At 70.2% G+C, this 20,583-nt stretch carries 19 protein-coding genes, 1 tRNA gene, 1 pseudogene and 2 riboswitches; of the genes and pseudogenes, 9 read left to right on the top strand and 12 right to left on the bottom strand.

What is annotated here, in order from left to right; all coding sequences use genetic code 11:
- Positions 1-92 precede the first annotated feature (92 nt).
- Positions 93-179 (bottom strand) — tRNA-Leu (locus Tfont_RS05690).
- 79 nt (positions 180-258) lie between these two features.
- The gene (locus Tfont_RS05695) at positions 259-1,293 is read right to left on the bottom strand and encodes a GGDEF domain-containing protein (RefSeq protein WP_143968721.1); all 1,035 of its coding nucleotides are present in this window, start codon (positions 1,291-1,293) and stop codon (positions 259-261) included.
- Between the two features lie 102 nt (positions 1,294-1,395).
- On the opposite strand from Tfont_RS05695, the gene hpnC reads away from it, so the two are divergent.
- Genes hpnC through hpnE form a run of 3 tightly spaced genes read left to right on the top strand, consistent with a single transcriptional unit; the run spans position 1,396 to position 4,615 of the window.
- Complete coding sequence (gene hpnC, locus Tfont_RS05700) at positions 1,396-2,334, top strand: squalene synthase HpnC (RefSeq protein WP_260682289.1); 939 nt, start codon at positions 1,396-1,398, stop codon at positions 2,332-2,334.
- On the top strand, positions 2,331-3,215 hold the full coding sequence (gene hpnD, locus Tfont_RS05705) for a presqualene diphosphate synthase HpnD (protein ID WP_143968722.1): 885 nt from the start codon (positions 2,331-2,333) through the stop codon (positions 3,213-3,215). Before hpnC ends, hpnD begins: the two co-directional genes overlap by 4 nt.
- Positions 3,216-3,220: 5 nt before the next feature.
- Entirely contained in the window at positions 3,221-4,615 is a 1,395-nt protein-coding gene (gene hpnE / locus Tfont_RS05710; RefSeq protein ID WP_185974481.1) for a hydroxysqualene dehydroxylase HpnE, read from the top strand.
- Here the strand turns inward: hpnE and Tfont_RS05715 are convergent.
- Entirely contained in the window at positions 4,587-5,249 is a 663-nt protein-coding gene (locus Tfont_RS05715; RefSeq protein WP_143968724.1) for a glutathione S-transferase family protein, read from the bottom strand. The two genes, hpnE and Tfont_RS05715, sit on opposite strands and share 29 nt — an antisense overlap.
- A 44-nt stretch (positions 5,250-5,293) precedes the next feature.
- A complete protein-coding gene (locus Tfont_RS05720; RefSeq protein ID WP_143968783.1) occupies positions 5,294-6,070 on the bottom strand; it encodes an HAD-IA family hydrolase in 777 nt (258 codons plus the stop codon).
- A 22-nt stretch (positions 6,071-6,092) separates the two neighbouring features.
- Here Tfont_RS05720 and hemH point away from each other — a divergent pair, with 22 nt between their 5' ends.
- Entirely contained in the window at positions 6,093-7,184 is a 1,092-nt protein-coding gene (hemH, locus tag Tfont_RS05725; protein WP_143968725.1) for a ferrochelatase, read from the top strand.
- Between the two features lie 37 nt (positions 7,185-7,221).
- On the opposite strand, the gene Tfont_RS05730 is transcribed toward hemH, so the two are convergent.
- From Tfont_RS05730 to Tfont_RS05760, 7 genes and pseudogenes are all read right to left on the bottom strand, one after another.
- Positions 7,222-8,094: an alpha/beta fold hydrolase gene (locus tag Tfont_RS05730; RefSeq protein WP_143968726.1), complete on the bottom strand. Its 873-nt coding sequence runs from the start codon at positions 8,092-8,094 to the stop codon at positions 7,222-7,224.
- Positions 8,091-9,182, bottom strand: coding sequence for a branched-chain amino acid ABC transporter permease (locus Tfont_RS05735; protein ID WP_143968727.1), 1,092 nt, complete (start codon positions 9,180-9,182; stop codon positions 8,091-8,093). Before Tfont_RS05735 ends, Tfont_RS05730 begins: the two co-directional genes overlap by 4 nt.
- A gap of 13 nt (positions 9,183-9,195) precedes the next feature.
- Positions 9,196-10,128 carry a branched-chain amino acid ABC transporter permease gene (locus tag Tfont_RS05740; protein WP_143968784.1) on the bottom strand — a complete coding sequence of 311 codons (933 nt, stop codon included), beginning with the start codon at positions 10,126-10,128 and terminating at the stop codon, positions 9,196-9,198.
- A 110-nt stretch (positions 10,129-10,238) separates the two neighbouring features.
- Positions 10,239-10,994: an ABC transporter ATP-binding protein gene (locus tag Tfont_RS05745; RefSeq protein ID WP_143968728.1), complete on the bottom strand. Its 756-nt coding sequence runs from the start codon at positions 10,992-10,994 to the stop codon at positions 10,239-10,241.
- On the bottom strand, positions 10,991-11,746 hold the full coding sequence (locus Tfont_RS05750) for an ABC transporter ATP-binding protein (RefSeq protein WP_143968729.1): 756 nt from the start codon (positions 11,744-11,746) through the stop codon (positions 10,991-10,993). The genes Tfont_RS05745 and Tfont_RS05750 overlap by 4 nt, the downstream gene beginning before the upstream one ends.
- 15 nt (positions 11,747-11,761) lie before the next feature.
- Positions 11,762-12,948 (bottom strand): annotated as a pseudogene (locus Tfont_RS05755) (substrate-binding domain-containing protein).
- Positions 12,949-13,122: 174 nt separating this feature from the next.
- Positions 13,123-14,676 carry a sigma-54 interaction domain-containing protein gene (locus Tfont_RS05760; protein ID WP_143968730.1) on the bottom strand — a complete coding sequence of 518 codons (1,554 nt, stop codon included), beginning with the start codon at positions 14,674-14,676 and terminating at the stop codon, positions 13,123-13,125.
- A 63-nt stretch (positions 14,677-14,739) separates the two neighbouring features.
- On the opposite strand from Tfont_RS05760, the gene Tfont_RS05765 reads away from it, so the two are divergent.
- Together Tfont_RS05765 and Tfont_RS05770 are read left to right on the top strand one after the other, a co-directional pair.
- A complete protein-coding gene (locus Tfont_RS05765) occupies positions 14,740-15,201 on the top strand; it encodes an RNA-binding S4 domain-containing protein (protein ID WP_143968731.1) in 462 nt (153 codons plus the stop codon).
- Positions 15,202-15,230: 29 nt separating this feature from the next.
- Positions 15,231-15,818 (top strand): peroxidase-related enzyme, encoded by a 588-nt coding sequence (locus Tfont_RS05770; protein WP_068609039.1) that lies wholly within the window; start codon positions 15,231-15,233, stop codon positions 15,816-15,818.
- Positions 15,819-15,874: 56 nt separating this feature from the next.
- Here Tfont_RS05770 and Tfont_RS05775 read toward each other — a convergent pair whose 3' ends face one another.
- Positions 15,875-16,303 carry an acyl-CoA thioesterase gene (locus tag Tfont_RS05775; RefSeq protein ID WP_068609860.1) on the bottom strand — a complete coding sequence of 143 codons (429 nt, stop codon included), beginning with the start codon at positions 16,301-16,303 and terminating at the stop codon, positions 15,875-15,877.
- A 134-nt stretch (positions 16,304-16,437) separates the two neighbouring features.
- Between Tfont_RS05775 and Tfont_RS05780 the strand changes: the two genes are divergently transcribed.
- From Tfont_RS05780 to gcvT, 3 genes are all read left to right on the top strand, one after another.
- On the top strand, positions 16,438-18,123 hold the full coding sequence (locus Tfont_RS05780; RefSeq protein WP_068609037.1) for an electron transfer flavoprotein-ubiquinone oxidoreductase: 1,686 nt from the start codon (positions 16,438-16,440) through the stop codon (positions 18,121-18,123).
- A 48-nt stretch (positions 18,124-18,171) separates the two neighbouring features.
- Complete coding sequence (locus Tfont_RS05785; RefSeq protein ID WP_143968732.1) at positions 18,172-19,053, top strand: DUF6671 family protein; 882 nt, start codon at positions 18,172-18,174, stop codon at positions 19,051-19,053.
- 65 nt (positions 19,054-19,118) lie between these two features.
- Positions 19,119-19,215: riboswitch (glycine riboswitch) on the top strand.
- 15 nt (positions 19,216-19,230) lie between these two features.
- Positions 19,231-19,365, top strand: a riboswitch (glycine riboswitch).
- Positions 19,366-19,412: 47 nt separating this feature from the next.
- Positions 19,413-20,552 carry a glycine cleavage system aminomethyltransferase GcvT gene (gene gcvT, locus Tfont_RS05790; RefSeq protein WP_143968733.1) on the top strand — a complete coding sequence of 380 codons (1,140 nt, stop codon included), beginning with the start codon at positions 19,413-19,415 and terminating at the stop codon, positions 20,550-20,552.
- The last annotated feature ends 31 nt before the right edge of the window (positions 20,553-20,583 follow it).

A 20,583-nucleotide genomic window follows, 5' to 3' on the forward strand; every position in this document is an offset into this window, starting at 1 on the left:
CTCTGCGCGCCCCCCCCCAGTAGCCATCGCACGAAGACGTATCTGGCGACCGAACCGTGTGGAAGGCCCGCTCGCCACCCGGGCCATGATCGTGGTGCGCGGGGGGGGACTCGAACCCCCACGGTGTCGCCACCATCAGGACCTAAACCTGGTGCGTCTACCAATTTCGCCACCCGCGCGCTGGCGGGCCGGATGGTGCCCGCACAAACGAGGGCCGATTGTAGCCGGGCGTCGCACTGCCCTCGGCGGCGCGGCGGGTCAAAACAGCTCGACGTCGCGTTCCGCGCCGCGCTGCGGGGACGGCTCGCCGATCTGGACGGCGGTTTCGAACCCCCGAACGGCGTTGCGCCCCTCGGCCTTGGCCAGGTAGACGGCCCGGTCGGCGCGCTCGAAGGCGTCGGAGGGGGTGTCGTGCTCCCGCACGACCGTGTAGCCGATGCTGACCGTGATGCGCCCCACCTGCGGAAAGGGGTAGTCCTCGACGTTGCGGCGCAGGCGCTCGAAGGCCGCAGCGGCGGCCTGCGCATCGCAGGCGCGCACCAGTGCCACGAATTCCTCGCCGCCAAAGCGGTACAGCCGATCGTCGTGCCGGAAGGTGCTGCGCAGAATCCGTGCGATCAGCAGCAGCACCTCGTCGCCGATCAAGTGGCCGTAGCGGTCGTTGACCGATTTGAAGTGGTCGACATCGACCACGGCCAGCCAGTAGGGCCCGTGGCAGCGGCGCTGCTCGCCCGGAGCATCTGCGGGGGCGGGGTCGCGCTGCGTGGCCTTGAAAAACGTGTCGTCGAACGACTTGCGGTTGAGCAGCCCGGTCAGGGTGTCGCGCTCGCTGGAGTCGAGCAGGTTGATGAAGTTCTCGAAAATCCGCGCCATGCCCTCCACCACGCGCACCGAATGCGTGGCCGGGGCATGGTCCAAGCGGGCTTCGATGAGCAACCGGCGCTCGGACTCGGTGATCAAGGGCACCAACAGGTGCGCTTCGCCCTCCCCGACGATGACGCGCGATTGACCGGTGCGCCATGCTTCGACCCGGGCCGGGTCATCGTCCACCCGGGGCAGATCGGCCAGGGGAGCCCAGGGGGCGGAGGATTGCGGAACGGCCATGCCCCGTTCCAGCCGCGCGCGGGTCAGCAATCGGTCTTGCCCTTCGTCAGGCAGGGCCTCCCACAGCACGACGCTGCGCGCCTCCAGCAACGGCAGCAGCACCTCCACCAGCGTGGCGTCCATACTGTCGCGGTCTTTCCCGCGCGTCAGGCGCGCGAGCTGCTCGAGATGTTGCAAGACCTGACGCATGACTCCCCGCCTAGCTTGTTTGTTGATGTTTTTGTGAGGGGACTGATGACCCTAAATGATCTATCGTAACACCCCTCGGTCGCCGGACAAAATCGTTGCGACATGGCGCTGTGGCAACATCGCGACATGTCGCTGGCCTCCGGTATCGATCATTACGAGAACTTTCCCGTCGCGTCCATCCTGTGCCCGCGGCGCTGGCGCTCGGCGGTGGTGGCGATTTACCGCTTTGCCCGCACGGCCGACGATCTGGCCGATGAGGGGGACGCGGCGGCACCGGACCGATTGGCGGCATTGGCCACCTTGCGCCAGGCACTGCGGATCATGTGGCACGGCGGGCAGCCGTCACTGGCGCTGCCCCCGGCATGGACGCCCATGCTGACCGCTCTGGACGATGCGCGGCGCCGCCACGATCTGCCGCTGCCCCCCCTGGAGGCGCTGCTGGATGCGTTCCAGCAGGATGTGCGCTGGAGCGCCGAGGGGCGGCGCTACCGCGACGACGCGGAGCTGCTGGCGTATTGCGCCCGATCGGCCAACCCGATCGGCCGCCTGCTGCTGCACCTGGCGGGTGTACGCGGCGCCGAAGCCGAGCGCGAAAGCGATGCCATCTGCACGGCCCTGCAACTCATCAACTTTTGGCAGGACCTGGGGCAAGATCTGGCGCGGGGGCGCTGCTATCTGACGGACGCCACCCTGCGGGCGCACGGACTGCCCGCGCAGGGGGATGTGCGCGCGCTGCCGGAAGCGGCGCTCGCGCCCCTCGTGCTGGAAGGCTGCCGCCGCGCGCGGGCGCTGCTGCGGCAGGGCTGGGGGCTGCCCACTCGCCTGCGCGGGCGCTTTGGCTGGGAGTTGCGGCTGGTCCTGCAGGGCGGGCTGCGCGTGCTGGAGCGGATCGAGGCCGTTGGCGGCCGCACCCTCACCCACCGGCCCCGCCTGCGCGGCGGCGACTGGCCGATGCTGCTGGCCCGCGCCATCCGGCACCGCCCCCCGGCAGCGCCGGCGAGCGGCTCGACGCGCCCGACCCGTGACGCGGAGGGGGCATGAACGCCACGGACCCCTTGCAGCAGGCCCAGGCCTACGCCCAGCAGCGGGCCGCCGCCTCCGGCAGCAGCTTTTATTACGCCTTTTTGTTTTTGCCGCCGGCGCGGCGGGCGGCGATCACGGCGTTCTACGCCTTCTGCCGCGAGATCGACGACGTGGTCGACGAGGTGAGCGACCCCGGCGTGGCGCAGACCAAGCTGGGCTGGTGGCGCCAGCAGGTGCTGCGCGCTTTTGGCGACGGCGCGCCGCCCGAGCACCCCGCCCTCGTGGCGTTGCGCCCACACATCGCGCCGTACGGCCTGACGGCCGAGCCGTTGTTGCAGATCATCGACGGCTGCGAGATGGATCTGCAGCAAAGCCGCTATCTGGACTACCCGGGGTTGCAGCGCTACTGCCACCTGGTCGCCGGCGTGGTGGGCGAGGTGGCGGCCCGCATCTTTGGCCAGACCGAAGCGCAGACCACCGCCTACGCGCACCGGCTGGGGCTGGCGTTTCAGCTCACCAACATCATCCGCGACGTGGGCGAGGATGCGCTGCGCGGCCGCATCTATTTGCCGATCCAGGAGCTGCAGCGCTTCGACGTCAAGGCGCACGAGCTGCTCAAACGCGGCATTGGGGCCGAGCCGTCGTTCCCGCAGCGGTTTGCGGCGTTGATGGCCTTCCAGATCGAACGCGCACTGGCCACCTACGACGAGGCGATTGCCCTGTTGCCCAGCGCGGATCGGCGCGCGCAAAAACCGGGGCTGATGATGGCCAGCATCTACCGCACGTTGCTGCGCGAAATCGCGCGGGAGCCCGCCCTGGTGCTGACCCAGCGGGTCGGGCTGACGCCGCTGCGCAAATTCTGGCTGGCGTGGAAGATGCAAGCCTTGGGGCGGTTTTGAACACGGTGGCACCGCGCACGCTCACGGTCATCGGCGGGGGCTGGGCGGGGCTGGCCGCCGCCGTGGCCGCCTCCGACGCTGGCTGGGGCGTGACGGTGCTGGAAGCCGCGCCCCATTGGGGCGGACGGGCGCGCCGGCTGCCAGCCGACGACCGGCACGGCAACACCGCCGCCTTGGACAATGGCCAGCACATCCTGATCGGCGCCTACACCGCCACCCTGCGCCTGATGCGCCGCCTGGGGGTGGACCTGGAGGCTGCCCTGCAACGCATGCCGCTGGCCTTGCCCTACCCCGACGGCACCGGTCTGGCACTGCCCCGCTGGGCGGATCGTCTGCCGGGGCGGCTGGCTCCCTGGGGCCTGGCCGCTGCCCTGCTGTGCGTGCGCGGTTGGTCTGCGGGTGAGCGGTGGGCGATGCTGCGTGCCGCCGGCCGCTGGCAGCGCCAAGCCTTTGCCTGTGCGGCAACGGCCACGGTGGCGGACCTGTGCGCCGAGCTGCCGCCGCGGGTGGTGGCGGAGCTGATCGAGCCGCTGTGCGTCGCCGCCCTCAACACCCCGATGGCGCGGGCGAGCGGGGCGGTGTTTTTGCGTGTGCTGCGCGATGCGCTGCTGGGGGAGGCGGTGCCGCCGTTCGCGCCCAGCGACTTGCTGATTCCACGGGTCGACCTGGGGCAATTGCTGCCCGACCCCGCCACGGCCGCGCTGCGCCGCGCGGGGGCACACTTGCTGACCGGCGCCCGTGCGGTCGCGCTCGACCGTGCGCCCGACCGCAGCGATTGGCGCATCACTTTGGGCAGTGGCCGGGTCGTCCAATCGACCGCCGTGATCCTGGCCTGCCCGGCGTGGGAGGCGGCACGGCTGCTGGCTGGCATGCGCGACCTTGCGGGGGATGGGCCGGACGGTGTTGCCCCGTGGATAGAGCAGGCGCGGGCGTTGACACACACCCCGATCGCCACGGTCTATCTGAATCCGCCCGCTGGTTGGCGTTGGCCCGCCGCCACCCCGATGCTGGCGCTGCGCAGCGATGGCCGCGGGTCCCCCGCGCAATTCGTGTTTCGCCGGGCGGTGCCGAAGGACGGGTGGGATGGCCTGGCCTTCGTGGCCAGCGCACCCGACCCCGCCCTGGCGGCCAACCGGTCGGCCCTGACCGAGGCGGTTCAGGCGCAGGCGGCGTCAGCGCTGGGATTGCACGGTGGTGCGGTTCGACAAACCGTCATGGAAAAGCGCGCCACCTTCGCCTGCACGCCCGGCCTGCGCCGGCCGGCCGCGCGCATCGCCGACGGGCTGGTGGCTGCCGGCGACTACGTGACGGGCCCCTACCCCGCCACGCTGGAGGGCGCCGTGCGCAGCGGGCTGGCGGCGGTGGCGGCGCTCACCCCTGCCCCTTCGCTGCGGCCTTGAGCACCTGATAGGCGGGCCGGGCGTGGCAGCGCTGCAGCCAGTCGTGCACGCGCGGGAAGGCGTGCATCAGCTCCTGCGACGGGCGCGCCCAGTTGGCCACGCAGGCCACGCACAGGTCGGCGATGGTGAAGCGCGCTGCCGCCAGATGGTCGTGCCCCTGCGCGGCGCGCGCTGCCAGATGGTCTTCCAGCACCCGCAGCGGCACGCGCAGGCGCTTTTCGGCGGCGGCGAGCTTGTCGGCATCGCGCCGCTCGGGCGGCAGGCCCAGGCGGTGCATCAGCACGCACAGCGCGTCGGCCTCCAGCTCGGTGACGGCCCAGAACGCCCAGCGCAGCGCCTCGGCGTCCTCCGCCGGGCCGGCCGGCGCGAGGTCGCTGCCGTCACCCTTGCCGTAGTGCCGCGCCAGATACAGCGCGCAGGCCATCGACTCCCACACCACCACGCGCCCCTGCGGCCGCTCGTCGACCAGCACCGGGATGTGGCCGTTGGGGTTGAGGGCCAGGAACTCCGGCGTGCGCGTCGCCCCGCCCTGATACGGCGTCGGCACGTGGGTGTAGGGCAGGCCCAGCTCCTGCGCGGCCCACAGCGGCCGCACCGCGCGCGAGGCAAAGATGCCGTAGATCGTCAGCGCCATCGGTTCATGCTCCTCAATGCTCATTGCCTTGGCCGCCCAGTGCCTCACACCAGGCCCAGCCGCTCACACAGTTCTAGCAGATGCGCCACCTGCGCGTTCGGGCGCTCGTGCGGCTGCGGCTGCACGCTGCCGGCGTGCAGCGCGCGCGCCATGTCCCCGCCGCCGCAGCCGCAGTCCTTCGGCTGCACGGTGGCGTCCCAGTCGTGGCCGTGGCGGTTGACCCAGACGGCGGCCAGCCCCGCGCGGCGCGCGCCGACCACATCCAGCAGCGGGTCGTCGCCGACGTGCAGCGCCGCCTGCGGCGCCGCGCCCGCCGCCGCCAGCGCCGCCTGGTAGATGCCGGGGTGCGGCTTGGCCACACCCGCCTCGCGCGCGCCGACGTGGGCGACGAAGTAGTCGCCCAGGCCCACGCGGCGCACGTCGGCGTTGCCGTTGGAGACCGCCACCAGCGGCCAGCGCGCCGCCAGCCGCTCCAGCGCCGGGCGCGCGTCCGCGAACAGCTCGACGCGCTGGCGCTCGGCGTAGAACACCTCGAACGCCGGTTCCGCCAGCGCCGGGTCGTCGCCGCTTTCACGCAGCGCGACGCGGATCGCCTCGCGGCGCAGGAAGGTCAGGTCGTGGTGGCGGTCCGGGTGATCGCGCTGCACGCCGGCGCGCACCGCGCGCGCCCAGACGCGGTCGCGCAGCCGCGCGGCGGTGGCAGGCGCGTGCGCCTCCAGCCACGCCTGCAGCGCGGCCTCGGCGCGCTCGATGGTGGGCCGCATCGGCCACAGCGTGTCGTCCAGGTCGAGGGTCAAGGCCCGCAGGCCGGCAATGTCCATCATCGTGCTCCAGAATACCACCATGCGCATGCACCCCGAACCCGCCTACACCCACGGCCAGCCCGCCCGCACGGGCATCCTGTGGATCAACCTCGGCACGCCCGAGGCGCCGACCCCGGCGGCGCTGCGGCGCTACCTGGGCCAGTTCCTCGGCGACCCGCGCGTGGTGGAGTTGCCGCGCGCGCTGTGGTGGCCGATCCTGCACGGCATCATCCTGAACGTGCGGCCGCGCAAGTCGGCGGCCAAGTACGCCACCATCTGGACGCCGGAGGGCTCGCCGCTGAAGGTGTGGACCGAGCGGCAGGCCAAGCTGCTGCAGGGCCTGCTGGGCGAGCGCGGCCACCACGTGACGGTGCGCTGGGCCATGCGCTACGGGGAGCCGGCTATCGCGCGCGAGCTGGAGGCGCTCAAGGCCGCCGGCTGCACGCGCGTCCTGATCCTGCCGGCCTACCCGCAGTATTGCGCCGCCACCACCGCCAGCGCCTTCGACGAGGTGTGGCGCTGGGCTGGCGCGCGGCGCTGGGCGCCGGAGCTGCGCTTCGTCAACCACTACCACGACGACGCCGGCTACATCGGGGCGCTGGCCGCGCGCGTGCGCGCGCACTGGGCCGAGCACGGACGGCCCGAGCGGCTGGTGATGAGCTTCCATGGCATGCCGGCGCGCACGCTGCAGCTCGGCGACCCCTACCACTGCGAATGCCACAAGACCGGCCGGCTGCTGGCCGAGGCGCTGGAGCTGCCGCCCGGGCAGGCGGTCGTGACGTTCCAGTCGCGCTTCGGCAAGGCGAAGTGGTTGCAGCCGTACACCGAGCCGACGCTGGTGGAACTCGCGCGCCAGGGCGTGGGCCGGGTGGACGTGGTGTGCCCCGGCTTCACCGCCGACTGCATCGAGACGCTGGAGGAAATCGACCAGGAGGCGCGCGCAGCCTTCCTGTCCGCCGGCGGGCGGGAGTTCCATTACATCCCGTGCCTGAACGACGACCTGGGCTGGCTGCGGGCGCTGGCGGATCTGGCCGAGCGGCACCTGGCCGGCTGGCCGACGCGCACGCCGCACGACCCCGCCGCCGCCGAGGCCACGCGCCAGCGCGCGCGGGCGCTCGGTGCGGCGATGTGAGGCGCGATGGACCCGCCGACGAGCGGAAACCGCCGCGTCAAACGTCGCCCTCCAGAAACCGCTGCACCAGATCCAACTGCGCCGGCACATTGAGGGCGGGGGCATGGCCGCAACCCGCCACGGTCACCACCACCGCCCGCGGCCCCCGGTCGCGCATCGCCTCGGCCGTCTCGGGCAACAGCAAATCGGAGTCGGCCCCGCGCAGGCACAGCACGGGCACGTCCAGGCTGTCGTAGACCGGCCACAGGTCGTAGTCGTGCGGATGGTGGATGAACTGCTGCACCATCGCCGGGTCGTAGTGCGGCGTTACCCGACCGTCCGGCAGCCGGCGCACCGACGTCTCGGTCAACCGCCGCCACTGGGCATCGGACAGGTAACCGTACGGCTGGTACACCGTGCGGAAGTAGGCCTCCAGCGCCGACACGGTGTCGAACGCTGCCGGATTGCCGGCGTAGGTACGGATGCGCTGCACGGCGGCGGGCGCCAGCGCCGGGCCGATGTCATTGAGCACCAGACGGCGAATGCGCCCCCGCAGCGGCCCGGCCGCGCAGACCATGCCGATGGCGCCCCCCATCGACGTGCCCACCCAGTGCGCACGCTCGATGTCGAGTTGATCGAGCAACGAGGTGGCCAGCCGCGCGTAGAAGGCCAGGCAGTACTCCTGGGCCGGATCGGGGCTCCACTGGCTCAGCCCGCGGCCGATCGTGTCCGGGCACAGGACGCGATAGCGCGGACTCAGCCAGGCGGCCAGTTCGTCCATGTCGCGGCCGGTGCGGGCCAGCCCGTGCCAGGCCAGGACGACCGGCGCATCCTCCGGCCCCCAGTCCATGAAGTGGATCTCGCGGCCCTCGCACACGAGGTAGCGCGAACGCGGGGCGGCCACGGTGGCGGATGCGGAAGCGGTGCTCATGCGGACGTCTCCGGACGAAGGGGGGAACGGTCGGCGCGCTCGCGCAACCAGCCGACGATGCCATTGGGAAAGCGATAGACGCACACCACGAACAGCACCCCCAGCCACAGCAGCCAGCGGTCCGGCGAAACGAGCTGCGACAGCACCGGCACCCCCTCGACACCGCCGGCCGCCAGCCGCATCAGATCCTGCAAGTAGTTTTGCGCCAGCACGAACAGCACGCTGCCGACCACCGCGCCGTACAGCGTGCCCATGCCCCCGATCACCACGATGAGCAGCACATCGAGCATGATCTCGAAGCTCAACGACGTGTCCGGCCCGTTGTAGCGCAGCCAGATGGCCAGCATCGCCCCCGCCAGGGTGGCAAACAGCGCCGCCAAAACATTGCCCAGCGTGCGATAGACGACGGTGCGGTAGCCGATGGCTTCGGCACGGAAATCGTTCTCGCGGATGGCCTGCAGCACCCGCCCGAACGGTGAATTGACAATGCGCAGCATCAGCAGCACCAGCGCCACGGCCAGCACGAGCAGGCCGTAGTAGGTGATCAGCCGGCCGTCGATCAGCACGCCCAGCACCTCTTCCTCGAACGGCTCGAAGCTCGGGCTCAGCAGCTCGGGCAGGCGAAACGTCAGCCCATCCTCGCCCCCGGTGAACTCGGACAACTGCGACGCCAGCGTCTGGAACGCCGAGGCCACCGCCAGCGTCACCATGGCGTAGAAAATGGCGCGCACCCGCAGGCTGAACAGGCCGATGGCCAGGGACAGCGCCAGCGACAGCAGCAGCGCCAGGACGATGCCGGTGCCCAGCGCGGCCCAACCCTCGCCCATGCGGGTGGAGGCGATCGCCACCCCATAAGCGCCGATGCCAAAGAACATGGTGTGCGCGAAGCTGACGATCCCGGTGTAGCCCAGCAACAGGTCGTAGCTGGCCACGAGCACGACGAAGATCAGGATCTTGGCCGCGACATTGAGCGATTTGCTGCCGGGCAGGGCAAACGGCGCCACCAGCAAGGCCAGCACGATCAGCACCAGGGCCAACGCGAGCCAACGGCTGCGCGGCAGGTCGTGGGAGAGCAGTCGATGCAGCATGGTCGCCCCCCGTTCAGCGTGCGGCCACCGGATACAGCCCGTTGGGCCGCCACAGCAGGATGGCGACCATCAGGCCGATGTTGGAAAACAGCGCCACCTTCGGCGCCAGAAAGCCGGTGTAATTGGCCATCAGCCCCACCAGCAGCGCCCCCACCAGGCAGCCAAACGAGGACCCCAGCCCGCCGATGATGATGACGATGAACAGCAGAACATTGATCTGCGCGCCCATCTGCGGCGTCACCATCTGCTGGTACAACCCCCACATCACGCCCCCCAGCCCGGCCAGCGCCGAGCCGGCGACGAACACGCCGACGAACAGGCGCCGCACGCGGTAGCCCAGGCTCTCCACCATCTCCAGGTCCTGCACGCCGGCGCGGATCAGCAGGCCGATCTTGGTGCGGTTGAGCAGATAAAGCATGGCCAGCAGCACCGCGGAACCGATCGCCACCGCCAGCACGCGGTACTTCTCCACCGCGGCATCGCCCCACAGCAGGGCACCACGCAACGCCTCGGGCAGCGGCAGCGGGGTCTGCTCCGGCCCCCAGATCACCTTGATCAGCTCCTCCCCGATGATCATGCCGCCCATGGTGATGAGGATTTGCTTGAGGTGCTGGCCATACACCGGCCGCACCACCACACGCTCGAAGGCATAACCGATCGCCCCGGTGACCGCCATCGCCACCCCCATCGCCGCGAAGATGGCGATCAGGTTGGCCGCCAGCGAGGCGCTGCCGGTCCAGTCCGCCATGCCCGCCAACACCGTCGTCGCCACGAAGGCGCCCAGCGCGATGAACACACCGTGGCCGAAATTGAGCACATCCATCAGGCCGAAAACCAGCGTCAGCCCCGACGCGATGACGAAAATGATCATGCCCATGGCCAGACCGGCGACGGTGAGCGTCAGCCACGTCGGTACAGAACCTACCAGTGGCAGTGCCACGGCCATCAAGGCGGCCACCAGCAGCAGCGGAATCCAGTCCAGCCGGACCTTGGCGAGGGCCACCTCGGCCGCCGGCAGGGGGGAAGTGACGGTGTTCACGTCGGTGTGCTCCTCGTTCAACCGTGGGCCGCCAGCGACAGGCCCAACAGGCGCTGCTGCAGCGCCGCATCCTCGACCAGCTCGGCCATCGACCCGCGGTGCACGACGCGCCCGTCGTCCATCACCGCCACGGTGTCGCCCAGGGCCTTGGCCATGGCAAAGTTCTGCTCCACCAGCAGTACGGTGGTCTGGGTTTGCTTGAGCTCGCGCAAGGCACCGATCAAGTTCTGCACGATCGCGGGGGCCAGGCCCTTGCTCGGCTCGTCGATGAGCAGCAGCTCGCGCGGCTCCACGATGGCGCGCGCGACCGACAGCATTTGCTTTTGCCCGCCCGAGAGTTTGCCGGCCGGATACAGCCAGAATTTGCGCAGCGCCGGAAACAGCGAAAAAATCCATTCCAGCCGGGCGGTGTCGATGTCGTCCACCCTGCGAGCGCTGCGCGCCGCCAGCAGCAGGTTGTCCTTGACCGACAAGTCACCGAAGATCCCCATGTTCTCTGGCACGTAGGCGATGCCGCGGCGGGCGATCTCGGGCGTGGACAGGGCGACGCCGGCACCGCCGATCGGTTGCCCCGCGAAGGCGATGCGGCCGCTGCGCGCGGGCCACAGCCCCATGATCGTGCGCAAGGTGGTCGTTTTGCCGGCGCCGTTGCGCCCCAGCAGCATGGTCACCTGCCCGCGCGGCACGGACAGGTCCACCCCGTGCAGGATGTGGTACTGGCCGATGTACGTGTGCACACCCTCCAGGCTCAGGACGGGGGGCGCTGCACTCATGCCGCGACCTCCACATCCAGGCCCAGATAGGCCCGTTGCACCACCGGGGAGGCGATCACCGCCTCCGGCTCGCCATCGGCCACGAGCTGCCCGTTGTGCAGCACGATGATGCGGTCGGCCAGCTCCCGCACGACGTCCATCTTGTGCTCGACCAGCAAAATGGTCTTGGTCTTGTCCGCCTTGAGCGCACGGATCAGGTTCAGGACCACGGGCACGTCATCCACACTCATGCCCGCGGTGGGCTCGTCGAACATGAACACCTGTGGCTCAAGCGCCATCAGAATCGCAACCTCCAGCTTGCGTTGGTCACCATGAGGTAACGCGGCGGCAGGAACATCCTGCTTGTCGGCCAGGGCAACGGCGGCAACGATCTCGCGTGCGCGCCCCAGCAACTCGCGGCGGTCACTCCAGATCTGCCACAGGTTTAGCCCCTCCCCCGCGCGCGCCTGCACCGCCAAGCGGACGTTCTCCAGCACCGTCAGGCGCGGGAACAACTGCGTCAACTGAAAGGCTCGCCCCAGGCCGGCGCGGGTGCGCTCGGCCGCGCCCAGACCGGTCAGGTCCTGACCGTTGAGCCGCACGCGGCCCGCGGTGGCGCGGATCTGCCCCGAGATGAGGTTGAAGTACGTCGTCTTGCCCGCCCCGTTGGGGCCGACGATGGCCGTCAGCGTCCCCGGCGCGAAGGTGCAGCTCACCCCATCGACCGCGACGTGCCCGCCGAAGCGGACCGTCAGTCCCTCCGTCTGCAGCATGGTGGCCCCCGGCGCTCAGCGCTTGTTGCGGATGGGCACCTGCATTTCCTCCGGCTTGATTTCGCGCACCAGCTCGGGCACGCCCCACGGGAAGGCCGGGTCCACCTTGATGCGGAAGTGGTACATGGCCTGCATCGCCTGATGGTCCTCGGGGCGGAAGGTCATCTCCCCCTTCGGCGTCTGGAAGCGCATGCCCTCCATCGTCTTGATCAGCTTGTTGGTGTTGGTGTCGCCTTGGGTCTTTTTCAGCGCCTCGACGATCGCGATGGCCGCGCTCATGCCCCCGCGGTGAAGAAGTCCGGCGGCGACTTGAAGCGCTTATAGTGGTTGGCCACCAGCCATTCGTTGACCGGATTTTTGGGGATACCGAAGTAGTAGTACGTGGCGCCCTCCATGCCAGGGAAGTTTTTGTAGGCCGCCATGGCGGGCAGAATGTTGCCGCCCGTGGCGATTTCGATGCCGTGGCGCTTCAGATCGAGGTCGGCGATCTTGAACGGGTTGCCGGCCCCGGCCCAGATGATGAAGATGACCTTGCGGCCGGGCTGGTCCTTGAGCTTGTCGATCAGTCGCTGCGCCCCGGCCGTGAAGTCGGTGGTGTTGGTGGGCAGATATTCCTCGTGGACCAGCTTGGCCTTCTTGAGCGCTTGTTTGAAGGCGGCGACCCCATCGCGGCCAAAGGCGTAGTCCTGCGCCAGCGTGGCGATGACCGTGCCCTCTTTGTCCAGCGCCACGGCGTTGGAGATCGCATCCTGCGAACTGTTGCGCCCCGTGCGGAAGATGTACTTGTTCCACTTGTCGCCGGTGATGGAATCGGCCACGGCCGGCTCCACGAGCAGGATCTTTTTGTACTCCTCGGCCACGGGCAGCATGGCCAGCGCCACGCCGGAGGACGTCGGACCGACCGCGATGTCGGCCTTGTCGTCGCCGTACGCGGCGGCGAGCAGGCTCTTGCCCACGTCGGGCTTGCCCTGGTCGTCCTTCTCGATCACGACGATCTTTTTGCCCGCCACGGTCATGGTGCCGCCCGTGGCGTACTCCAAGCCCATCATCAGGCCGCTCTGCGTCTGCTTGCCGTAGGCTTCCAGCGGCCCGGTCTTGCTGTAGACGTGGGCGATGCGGATTTCCTGCCCCGACTGGGCGTGCGCCACGACGGCGGAACATGCCAAGGCCACGACGGCCAGACGGCGGGTGAAGTCAACCATATCTGTCTCCTCTGTGCGGTGGGACCCGGCGGCGCCGATGCGCGCGCGGTCCCCGCCACAGAAGCAGAACCCATGCCAAGCGAAAACGGGGCCAAACACCCCGGGTTAACCCGCAAATGGGGGCGGTCTATGTCCAGATTTCAGACACCCGCGACGGTTGGCGGTGTCCAACTTTCAGGCAACGGTCAAATTCTGGACACCCCAAGCGGACAGCTTGGCATACAGCGTGGCGCGAGAGATCCCCAACAGCCGCGCTGCCCCCACGCGGTTGCCTGCGCAGCGGCGCAAGGCCGCTTCGATCGCTTCGCGCTCCACACGAGCGATGCGCTGCGGCAGGGGCTCGAATGGCTCGGCGGGCGGCGCGGGCTCCGGCTCCGCCACCACGGCGGACAGCGTCGCGCCTGGCTCCGGCGGCTGGGCGCCATCGAGGCCCCCGGCTGCCGCCACCGGCTGCGGGGATGCCTGCAGCGGCGCACCGGCCGCGGCCAACACGGACGCGACTTCGGGGGCATCGACCCGAGGGTTGTCGCACCGCAGGGCGATTTGCTCGAGCGCATTGCGCAGCTCGCGCACATTGCCGCGCCAGGGCTGCTCCATCAGCAGGGCCAAGGCCGCCGGCGTCAGCTCCAGCGCGGGAGTGCCGCTGCGCAGCGCAATGTCCTCGCACAGCATATCGACCAGCAAGGGGATGTCGCTGCGCCGCTCCCGCAGCGGGGGCACGCGGATCGGCAGCACGTGGAGGCGGTAGTACAGATCCTCCCGAAACCGTCCTTGCGCAACCATCTGCGCCAGGTCGCGCGAGGTGGCGGCGATCACCCGCACATCCACCGGCTCGACGCGGTTGGACCCCAGCGGTTCGATCTCGCCTTCCTGCAGGGCACGCAGCAGCTTGACCTGCACCGCCGGCGGCATGTCGCCAATCTCGTCCAGAAAGAGCGTGCCCCCATCGGCCAGCTTGAATTTGCCGTCGCGCGCCTTGCGATCGGCCCCCGTGTAAGCGCCGGGTGCCACGCCAAAGAACTCGGCCTCCAGCAGCGTCTCGGGCACGGCGGCGATGTTGACACCCACGAAGGCCCGCCCGGCCCGCGCCGACGCCGCATGGATGGCATGGGCGAGCAGTTCCTTGCCGGTGCCAGTCTCGCCCAGCAACAGCACGGGCGATGTGCTTTGCGCCGCGCGCCGCGCCTGTCGCTTGACCTCCAGCGCCGCGGGGCTGCGCCCGACGAAGCTGGCAAAGGTGTATTTGCTGCGCCGCTGGCGGGCCAGCTCGCGCCGGGCATCGTCCAAGTCCTGCTGCAGCCGGGCAAACTTGGCGATCAGGGGCTGCAGGGTCGTTTCGGGATGGTCGAACAACACGATGCCCAGCGCCCCGATGACCGTCCCCTGGTCATCGCGCAACGGGATGCGGCTGACGACGAAGGTGCCGGCGCGGTTGCTCAGCAAATCCACGAGGATCGGCTGCCCCGTCTCCAGCACGCGGTGCATTTGCGTGTTTTGCACCACCGCCGACACCGGCTGGCCGACGAAGTCCGATTCGCGCTCGAAGCCCAGCGCCGGCAGAAAGCGCCGGTACTGGTCGTTGATCCAGACCACGCGCGCCTGCCGGTCCACCAGCATCATGCCTTGGCTGGCGTTGGCAAACAGCTCGAACATCGAGCGCGCTGCCAGCTCCAGGATGCTGCGGGCATCGCTGGGCAGCTCGCCGGTCGGGGGCCTGTGCATCGCCATGGGCAAATGGTAGCCGCTGTCCGGGGAGATCGCGCCACGGCAGTCGCGCTACCATTGCCGGCCATGAGCCGCTCGCCCAAGCCCGACGACGACAGCCCCGGCCGCGTGCGCCTGGACAAGTGGCTGTGGGCGGCGCGCTTTTACAAGACCCGTGCCCTGGCGGCCGAGACCATCGACCGCGGCCGCGTGCTCGTCAACGGCACGGTGGCCAAAGCCAGCCGCGAACCGCGCGTGGGCGACGTCATCCAGATGCGCACCGGCGACGTCGTCCGCACCGTGGTCGTGCGGGGGCTGAGCACCGTGCGCGGCCCGGCCCCACAGGCCGCGCTGCTGTACGAAGAAACCCCCGAATCGATCGCTGCGCGCGAGCGGTATGCGGAGCTGCGCCGACTGGCGCCCGAGCCCGCCGCTACTCTTACCCAGGGCCGCCCCACCAAACGCGACCGCCGCCGCATCGAAGAATGGCGCGCAGCCCCCGGGCGCCGCGACTGGAACGCGCGCTGGAGCGCATCCCTGGACGATTGAACCCCCCATACCCCACCGGAGGAGGCCCCATGACCACCCGCTATCCCCTGCCCGATCTGGCCGACGTGCCCGAGGACATCCGCGCCCGCATCCTGGAGGTGCAGGAGAAAGCCGGCTTCGTGCCCAACGTCTTTTTGATGTTCGCCCGCCGCCCGGCGGAGTGGCGCGCCTTTTTCGCCTACCACGACGCGCTGATGATGCCGGAGACGGTCGGGCGCCCCTCCAACCTGACCAAGGGCGAGCGCGAGATGATCGTCGTGGCCACCAGCGCCGCCAACCAGTGCCTGTACTGCGTGGTGGCGCACGGCGCCATCCTGCGCATCTACGAGAAAAAGCCGCTGGTGGCCGACCAGGTGGCGGTCAACTACCGCAAGGCGGACATCTCGCCGCGCCAGCGCGCGATCCTGGACTTCGCGATGAAGGTGTGCCAGCGCTCGCACGAGGTCGAGGAGGCCGACTTCGCCGCGCTGCATGCGCACGGCCTGAACGACGAGGATATCTGGGACATCGCCGCCATCACCGCCTTCTTCGGCCTGTCCAACCGCATGGCCTCGTTCAGCGGCATGGTGCCCAACCCCGAGTTCTACCTGATGGGGCGGTTGCCGAAGGCCAAGTGACCGCGGCCGCGCGGCCCGGCCGGCGCCAGGGGGCGCCCCTGCCGGCGCGGCCGGCCTCAGGCGCCGGCGGTCAGCCGCGCGCGCAGCGCCTCGGGCAGGGGCAGCGAGCGCTGCGCCGGAAAGTCCACCCACACCACGGTGGCGCCGCCGTTGGCGTAGACGGTGTCGCCGCCGTCGCTGCGCCGCATCTCGTGGAACATGTCGAACGAGCGCTGGCCCAGCGCGCCGACGTAGCTGTGCACGATCACCTCGCCCGGGTACTCCAGCTGACGAAAGAAGTTGCAAAACGCGTTGACGATCACCGGCCCCTGGCCCTGCGGGTTGGCGGGCATCCCCCACTCGCCCATCCACTGCAGGCGCGCCGTCTCCATGTAGCGGAAGTAGATCGTGTTGTTGACGTGGCCCATCGCGTCCATGTCGCCCCAGCGGATCGGGATGGTCATGGTGTGGACGAGGCGTTTGTCGGCGGGTAAATCGAGTCGCATCGAGGGGTCCATCGTGTCGGTGGCTTGACAGCGATGGTACGGCAGGCGCCACTACAATCCGTCGCGCATCCGACAACGACGCCGGTGCGACACGCACCCGGCGAACGGCCACCCCCGAGGAAGACCCCAACGCCATGAAAACCCCGGCGCATCTGATCGAGCAATTCGGCCCCCGTGAGGCCATGGAGTACGACGTCGTCGTGGTCGGCGCCGGCCCGGCGGGGCTGGCCACCGCGATCCGGCTCAAGCAACTGGCCGCCGCCCAGGGGGCGGAGGTGTCGGTCTGCGTGCTGGAAAAGGGCTCCGAGCCGGGCGCACACATCCTGTCGGGCGCGGTGATGGACCCGCGCGCGATCACCGAGCTCTTCCCCGACTGGAAGGAGCGCGGCGCGCCGCTGAACCAGCCCGTCAGTGGGGACGAGGTGCTGTTCCTGCAACCCGAGGGGGCCATGCGCACCCCGGGCTGGCTGATGCCCGAGTGCTTTCACAACGAGGGCAACTACGTCATCAGCCTGGGCGCCGTCACCAAATGGCTGGGCGAGCAGGCCGAGGCGCTGGGCGTGGAGATCTTCCCCGGCTTCACCGCCGCCGAGGTGCTGTTCGATGACAACGGCGCGGTCAAGGGCGTGGCCACCGGCCACATGGGCTTGGGCAAGGACGGCGAGCCGACCGATGCCTTCCAACTGGGCATGGAGCTGCATGCCAAGTACACCGTCTTTGCCGAGGGCGCGCGCGGCCACCTGGGCAAGGAGCTGATCGCGCGCTTCCGGCTGGATGAGGGCCGCGACCCGCAGACCTACGGCATCGGCATCAAGGAGCTCTGGGAGATCCCGCCCGAGAAGGCCAAACCGGGCCTGGTCGTGCACACCGCCGGCTGGCCGCTGGACGAGCACACCTACGGCGGCGGCTTCCTCTACCACATGGAGGGCAACAAGGTCACGCTCGGCTTCGTCGTCGGGCTGGACTATCAGAACCCGTGGCTGAGCCCCTTCGAGGAGATGCAGCGCTGGAAGACCCACCCGGCGATCCGCGCCCATCTGGAGGGCGGCAAGCGCATCGGCTACGGCGCGCGCGCCATCACCGCCGGCGGGCTGCTGAGCCTGCCCAAGACCATCTTCCCCGGCGGGGCGCTGGTCGGCTGCGACGCGGGCTACCTCAACGCCGCGCGCATCAAGGGCAGCCACGCCGCCATCAAGACCGGCATGCTGTGCGCCGAGGCGGCCTTCGAAGCGCTGCGCGCCGGCCGCGCGCACGACGAGCTGACGGCCTACCCGGCCGCGTTCGAGCGGAGCTGGCTCTACGAGGAGCTGCACCGCGCGCGCAACTTCAAGACCTGGTTCAAGAAGGGCAACACGATCGGCGCGCTGATGACCGGCATCGAGCACTGGCTGCTGCCGCGCCTGGGCATCAAGAGCCCGCCGTGGACGGTGCACCGCCACACGCCCGACCACGCGCGCCTGCACGCCGCCAGCCAGGTCGAGCCGATCCGCTACCCCAAGCCGGACGGCGTGCTGACCTTCGACCGGCTCTCCAGCGTCTTCCTCTCCAACACCAACCACGAGGAAAACCAGCCCGCGCACCTGACGCTGAAGGACGCCTCGGTGCCGGTGGCGGTCAACCTCGCCGTTTACGGCGGGCCGGAGGGCCGCTACTGCCCCGCCGGCGTCTATGAGTTCGTCGAAAAAGCCGACGGCCCCCAGCTCGTCATCAACGCGCAGAACTGCGTGCACTGCAAAACCTGCGACATCAAGGATCCGACGCAGAACATCGTCTGGGTCACGCCCGAAGGCGGCGGCGGGCCCAACTACGCGGGCATGTGACGCCGCCGCAGCGGTGACCGCCTCGGGCCGCCGAGCGCGGCCTCTCGCATGGATTCGACCCCAACGTCCCCTGCTCCGGGCACCTACGCCGCGCACTGCCGCGGCCGGCGCGTGGCCCTGCTGACCCAGCACGGCAAGGAGGCGCTGCTCGGCCCGCCGCTGCAGGCCCTGCTGGGCTGCACCGTGCAGCGGGTGGACGGTTTTGACACCGACACGCTGGGCACCTTCACCCGCGACGTCGAACGCGCCGGCACCCAAATCGAGGCCGCGCGGCGCAAAGCGCGCATCGGCATGCAACTGAGTGGCCTGCCCCTGGGACTGGCCAGCGAGGGGGCGTTCGGTCCGGATCCGTTCACGGGTCTGTTGCATTGGGACATCGAGCTGGTGGTCTGGATCGACGACGAACGCGGGCTGGAAGTCGTCGGCATGGCCCAGGGGCCGGCGCGCAGCGCGCATGCAACGGTGCGCGACTGGGCCGAGCTGGAGGCCTTTGCCGCGCGGGCCGGGTTCCCCGGTCACCAGCTGGTCATCCGGCCGGAACACGCGGACCACCCCGATGTAGCCAAGGGCCTGGGCGACCCCAACGCCCTGCGCCGTGCCTTCGAAGACGCGCGCGCACGCGCCGCCAACGGCCAGGTCTTCGTGGAAAACGACCTGCGCGCCCACACCAACCCCACGCGCCAAGCGCTCATCCGGCAAGCGGGGCTGGATCTGGCCCGGCGGCTGACCTCCGACTGCCCGGCGTGCGGACGGCCCGGCTACTGGATCACGGCGCAGGTGCCCGGCCTGCCGTGCGCCCGCTGCGGCCTGCCCACGCGCGAGCCGCTGCGCCAGCGCTGGAGCTGCGCCGGCTGCGGCCACAGCGAGGAGCGCCTCCGCCCCGGCCCCGACCGCGCCGACCCGAGCCGCTGCGACCACTGCAACCCTTGAGCCAGCGCGCTTTGCGGTCCGCACCCCGATGCCCGCGCGCGAACGCGAGCGGCTACAATCCGCGCCATCAGGAGAGAGCCAGCCCGGACACCCCCACGGGTTCCGCCCAGCGGCCGCCGAAGGCGCAGGCCCCCGCCGAACGCTCAGGCAAAAGGACTGATGCAGCACCCCGCGGGGTGCTTGCCTGCTGGAGAGAGGCGTCGCCGCCGGCCCCGCGCCCGGCGCCGTCCACCGAAGGAGCAAGCGGGCCCACCACCGCACGGGCGGCGTCGGCGCGTGAATCTCTCAGGTAAAGCGGACAGCAGGTGTGCCCCGGCGCCCTTGGGCGCCGGCCGTGACCACCTGTTTGGAACCGTTCCATGTCCGCCGCCGACGCCCTGCTCAAGACCCCTCTGCACGACCTGCACCTCGCGCTCGGTGCGCGCATGGTGCCGTTTGCCGGCTACCACATGCCGGTGCAGTACCCGGCGGGCCTGATCCGCGAACACCAGCACACACGCCAGGCGGCCGGCCTGTTCGACGTGTCGCACATGGGGCAACTGCGCCTGGTCGGCCCGGAAGCCGCCGCCGCGCTGGAAAGCCTGATCCCCATGGATGTGATCGGACTCGCCGCGCACCGGCAGCGCTACGGGCTGCTGCTGGCCGATGACGGCGGCATTCTGGACGACCTGATGTTCGTCAACCGCGACTGGGCCAACGGCGGCGACCTGTTCCTGGTGGTCAACGGGGCGTGCAAGCAGGCCGACATCGCCCACATCCAGGCCCGCATCGGCCAGCGCTGCCGGGTGGAACCCCTGCCCCAGCAGGCCCTGCTGGCGCTGCAGGGTCCGCAGGCCGTCACGGCCCTCGCCCGCCTGCTGCCGGGGGTGGAGGGCCTGGTGTTCATGGCGGGTGGGGCGTTCGACTGGCAGGGCGTGCCGCTGTACGTGACCCGCAGCGGCTACACGGGGGAGGACGGCTTCGAAATCTCGCTGCCCGGCGAAGCAGCGACCGCCTTCGCCCAGGCGCTGCTGGCCCAGCCGGAAGTCCAGCCCATCGGTCTGGGGGCCCGCAATTCCCTGCGGCTGGAAGCCGGCCTGTGCCTGTATGGCAACGACATCGACACCGGCACCACGCCGGTGGAGGCCGCGCTGACCTGGGCCATCCAGAAAGTGCGCCGCAGCGGCGGCGCGCGCGCGGGGGGCTTTCCCGGCGCGGCGCGCGTGCTGGCGCAATTGGACGGCACGCAGCCCGTGGCGCGCGTGCGCGTTGGCCTGCAGGCCCTGGAACGCGTGCCCGTGCGCGAGCCGACACCGCTGCAAACCCCCGACGGCACCCCCGTCGGCCAGGTGACCAGCGGCCTGCTGTCGCCGACGCTGGACCGCCCGATTGCCATGGGCTATGTGACCCGCGAACACGCCGCCGCCGGCACCCGGCTGCAGGCGCTGGTGCGCGGCAAGCCGGTGCCGATGGAAGTGACCGCCCCGCCTTTCCTGCCCCCGCGCTACCACCGCGGCTGACCCGTTTTCCCACCCTTGATCCCCAGGAGCC

It is taken from the genome of Tepidimonas fonticaldi (assembly GCF_007556755.1).
Lineage (GTDB): Bacteria > Pseudomonadota > Gammaproteobacteria > Burkholderiales > Burkholderiaceae_C > Tepidimonas > Tepidimonas fonticaldi.

Coding starts and splice junctions, on each gene's coding strand:
- Tfont_RS05695 (WP_143968721.1), bottom strand. CDS start 1,293: ATGCGTCAGGTCTTGCAACATCTCGAGCAGCTCGCGCGCCTGACGCGC.
- hpnC (WP_260682289.1), top strand. CDS start 1,396: ATGGCGCTGTGGCAACATCGCGACATGTCGCTGGCCTCCGGTATCGAT.
- hpnD (WP_143968722.1), top strand. CDS start 2,331: ATGAACGCCACGGACCCCTTGCAGCAGGCCCAGGCCTACGCCCAGCAG.
- Tfont_RS05715 (WP_143968724.1), bottom strand. CDS start 5,249: ATGGCGCTGACGATCTACGGCATCTTTGCCTCGCGCGCGGTGCGGCCG.
- Tfont_RS05720 (WP_143968783.1), bottom strand. CDS start 6,070: ATGGACATTGCCGGCCTGCGGGCCTTGACCCTCGACCTGGACGACACG.
- hemH (WP_143968725.1), top strand. CDS start 6,093: ATGCGCATGCACCCCGAACCCGCCTACACCCACGGCCAGCCCGCCCGC.
- Tfont_RS05730 (WP_143968726.1), bottom strand. CDS start 8,094: ATGAGCACCGCTTCCGCATCCGCCACCGTGGCCGCCCCGCGTTCGCGC.
- Tfont_RS05735 (WP_143968727.1), bottom strand. CDS start 9,182: ATGCTGCATCGACTGCTCTCCCACGACCTGCCGCGCAGCCGTTGGCTC.
- Tfont_RS05740 (WP_143968784.1), bottom strand. CDS start 10,128: ATGGCCGTGGCACTGCCACTGGTAGGTTCTGTACCGACGTGGCTGACG.
- Tfont_RS05745 (WP_143968728.1), bottom strand. CDS start 10,994: ATGAGTGCAGCGCCCCCCGTCCTGAGCCTGGAGGGTGTGCACACGTAC.
- Tfont_RS05750 (WP_143968729.1), bottom strand. CDS start 11,746: ATGCTGCAGACGGAGGGACTGACGGTCCGCTTCGGCGGGCACGTCGCG.
- Tfont_RS05760 (WP_143968730.1), bottom strand. CDS start 14,676: ATGGCGATGCACAGGCCCCCGACCGGCGAGCTGCCCAGCGATGCCCGC.
- Tfont_RS05765 (WP_143968731.1), top strand. CDS start 14,740: ATGAGCCGCTCGCCCAAGCCCGACGACGACAGCCCCGGCCGCGTGCGC.
- Tfont_RS05770 (WP_068609039.1), top strand. CDS start 15,231: ATGACCACCCGCTATCCCCTGCCCGATCTGGCCGACGTGCCCGAGGAC.
- Tfont_RS05775 (WP_068609860.1), bottom strand. CDS start 16,303: ATGCGACTCGATTTACCCGCCGACAAACGCCTCGTCCACACCATGACC.
- Tfont_RS05780 (WP_068609037.1), top strand. CDS start 16,438: ATGAAAACCCCGGCGCATCTGATCGAGCAATTCGGCCCCCGTGAGGCC.
- Tfont_RS05785 (WP_143968732.1), top strand. CDS start 18,172: ATGGATTCGACCCCAACGTCCCCTGCTCCGGGCACCTACGCCGCGCAC.
- gcvT (WP_143968733.1), top strand. CDS start 19,413: ATGTCCGCCGCCGACGCCCTGCTCAAGACCCCTCTGCACGACCTGCAC.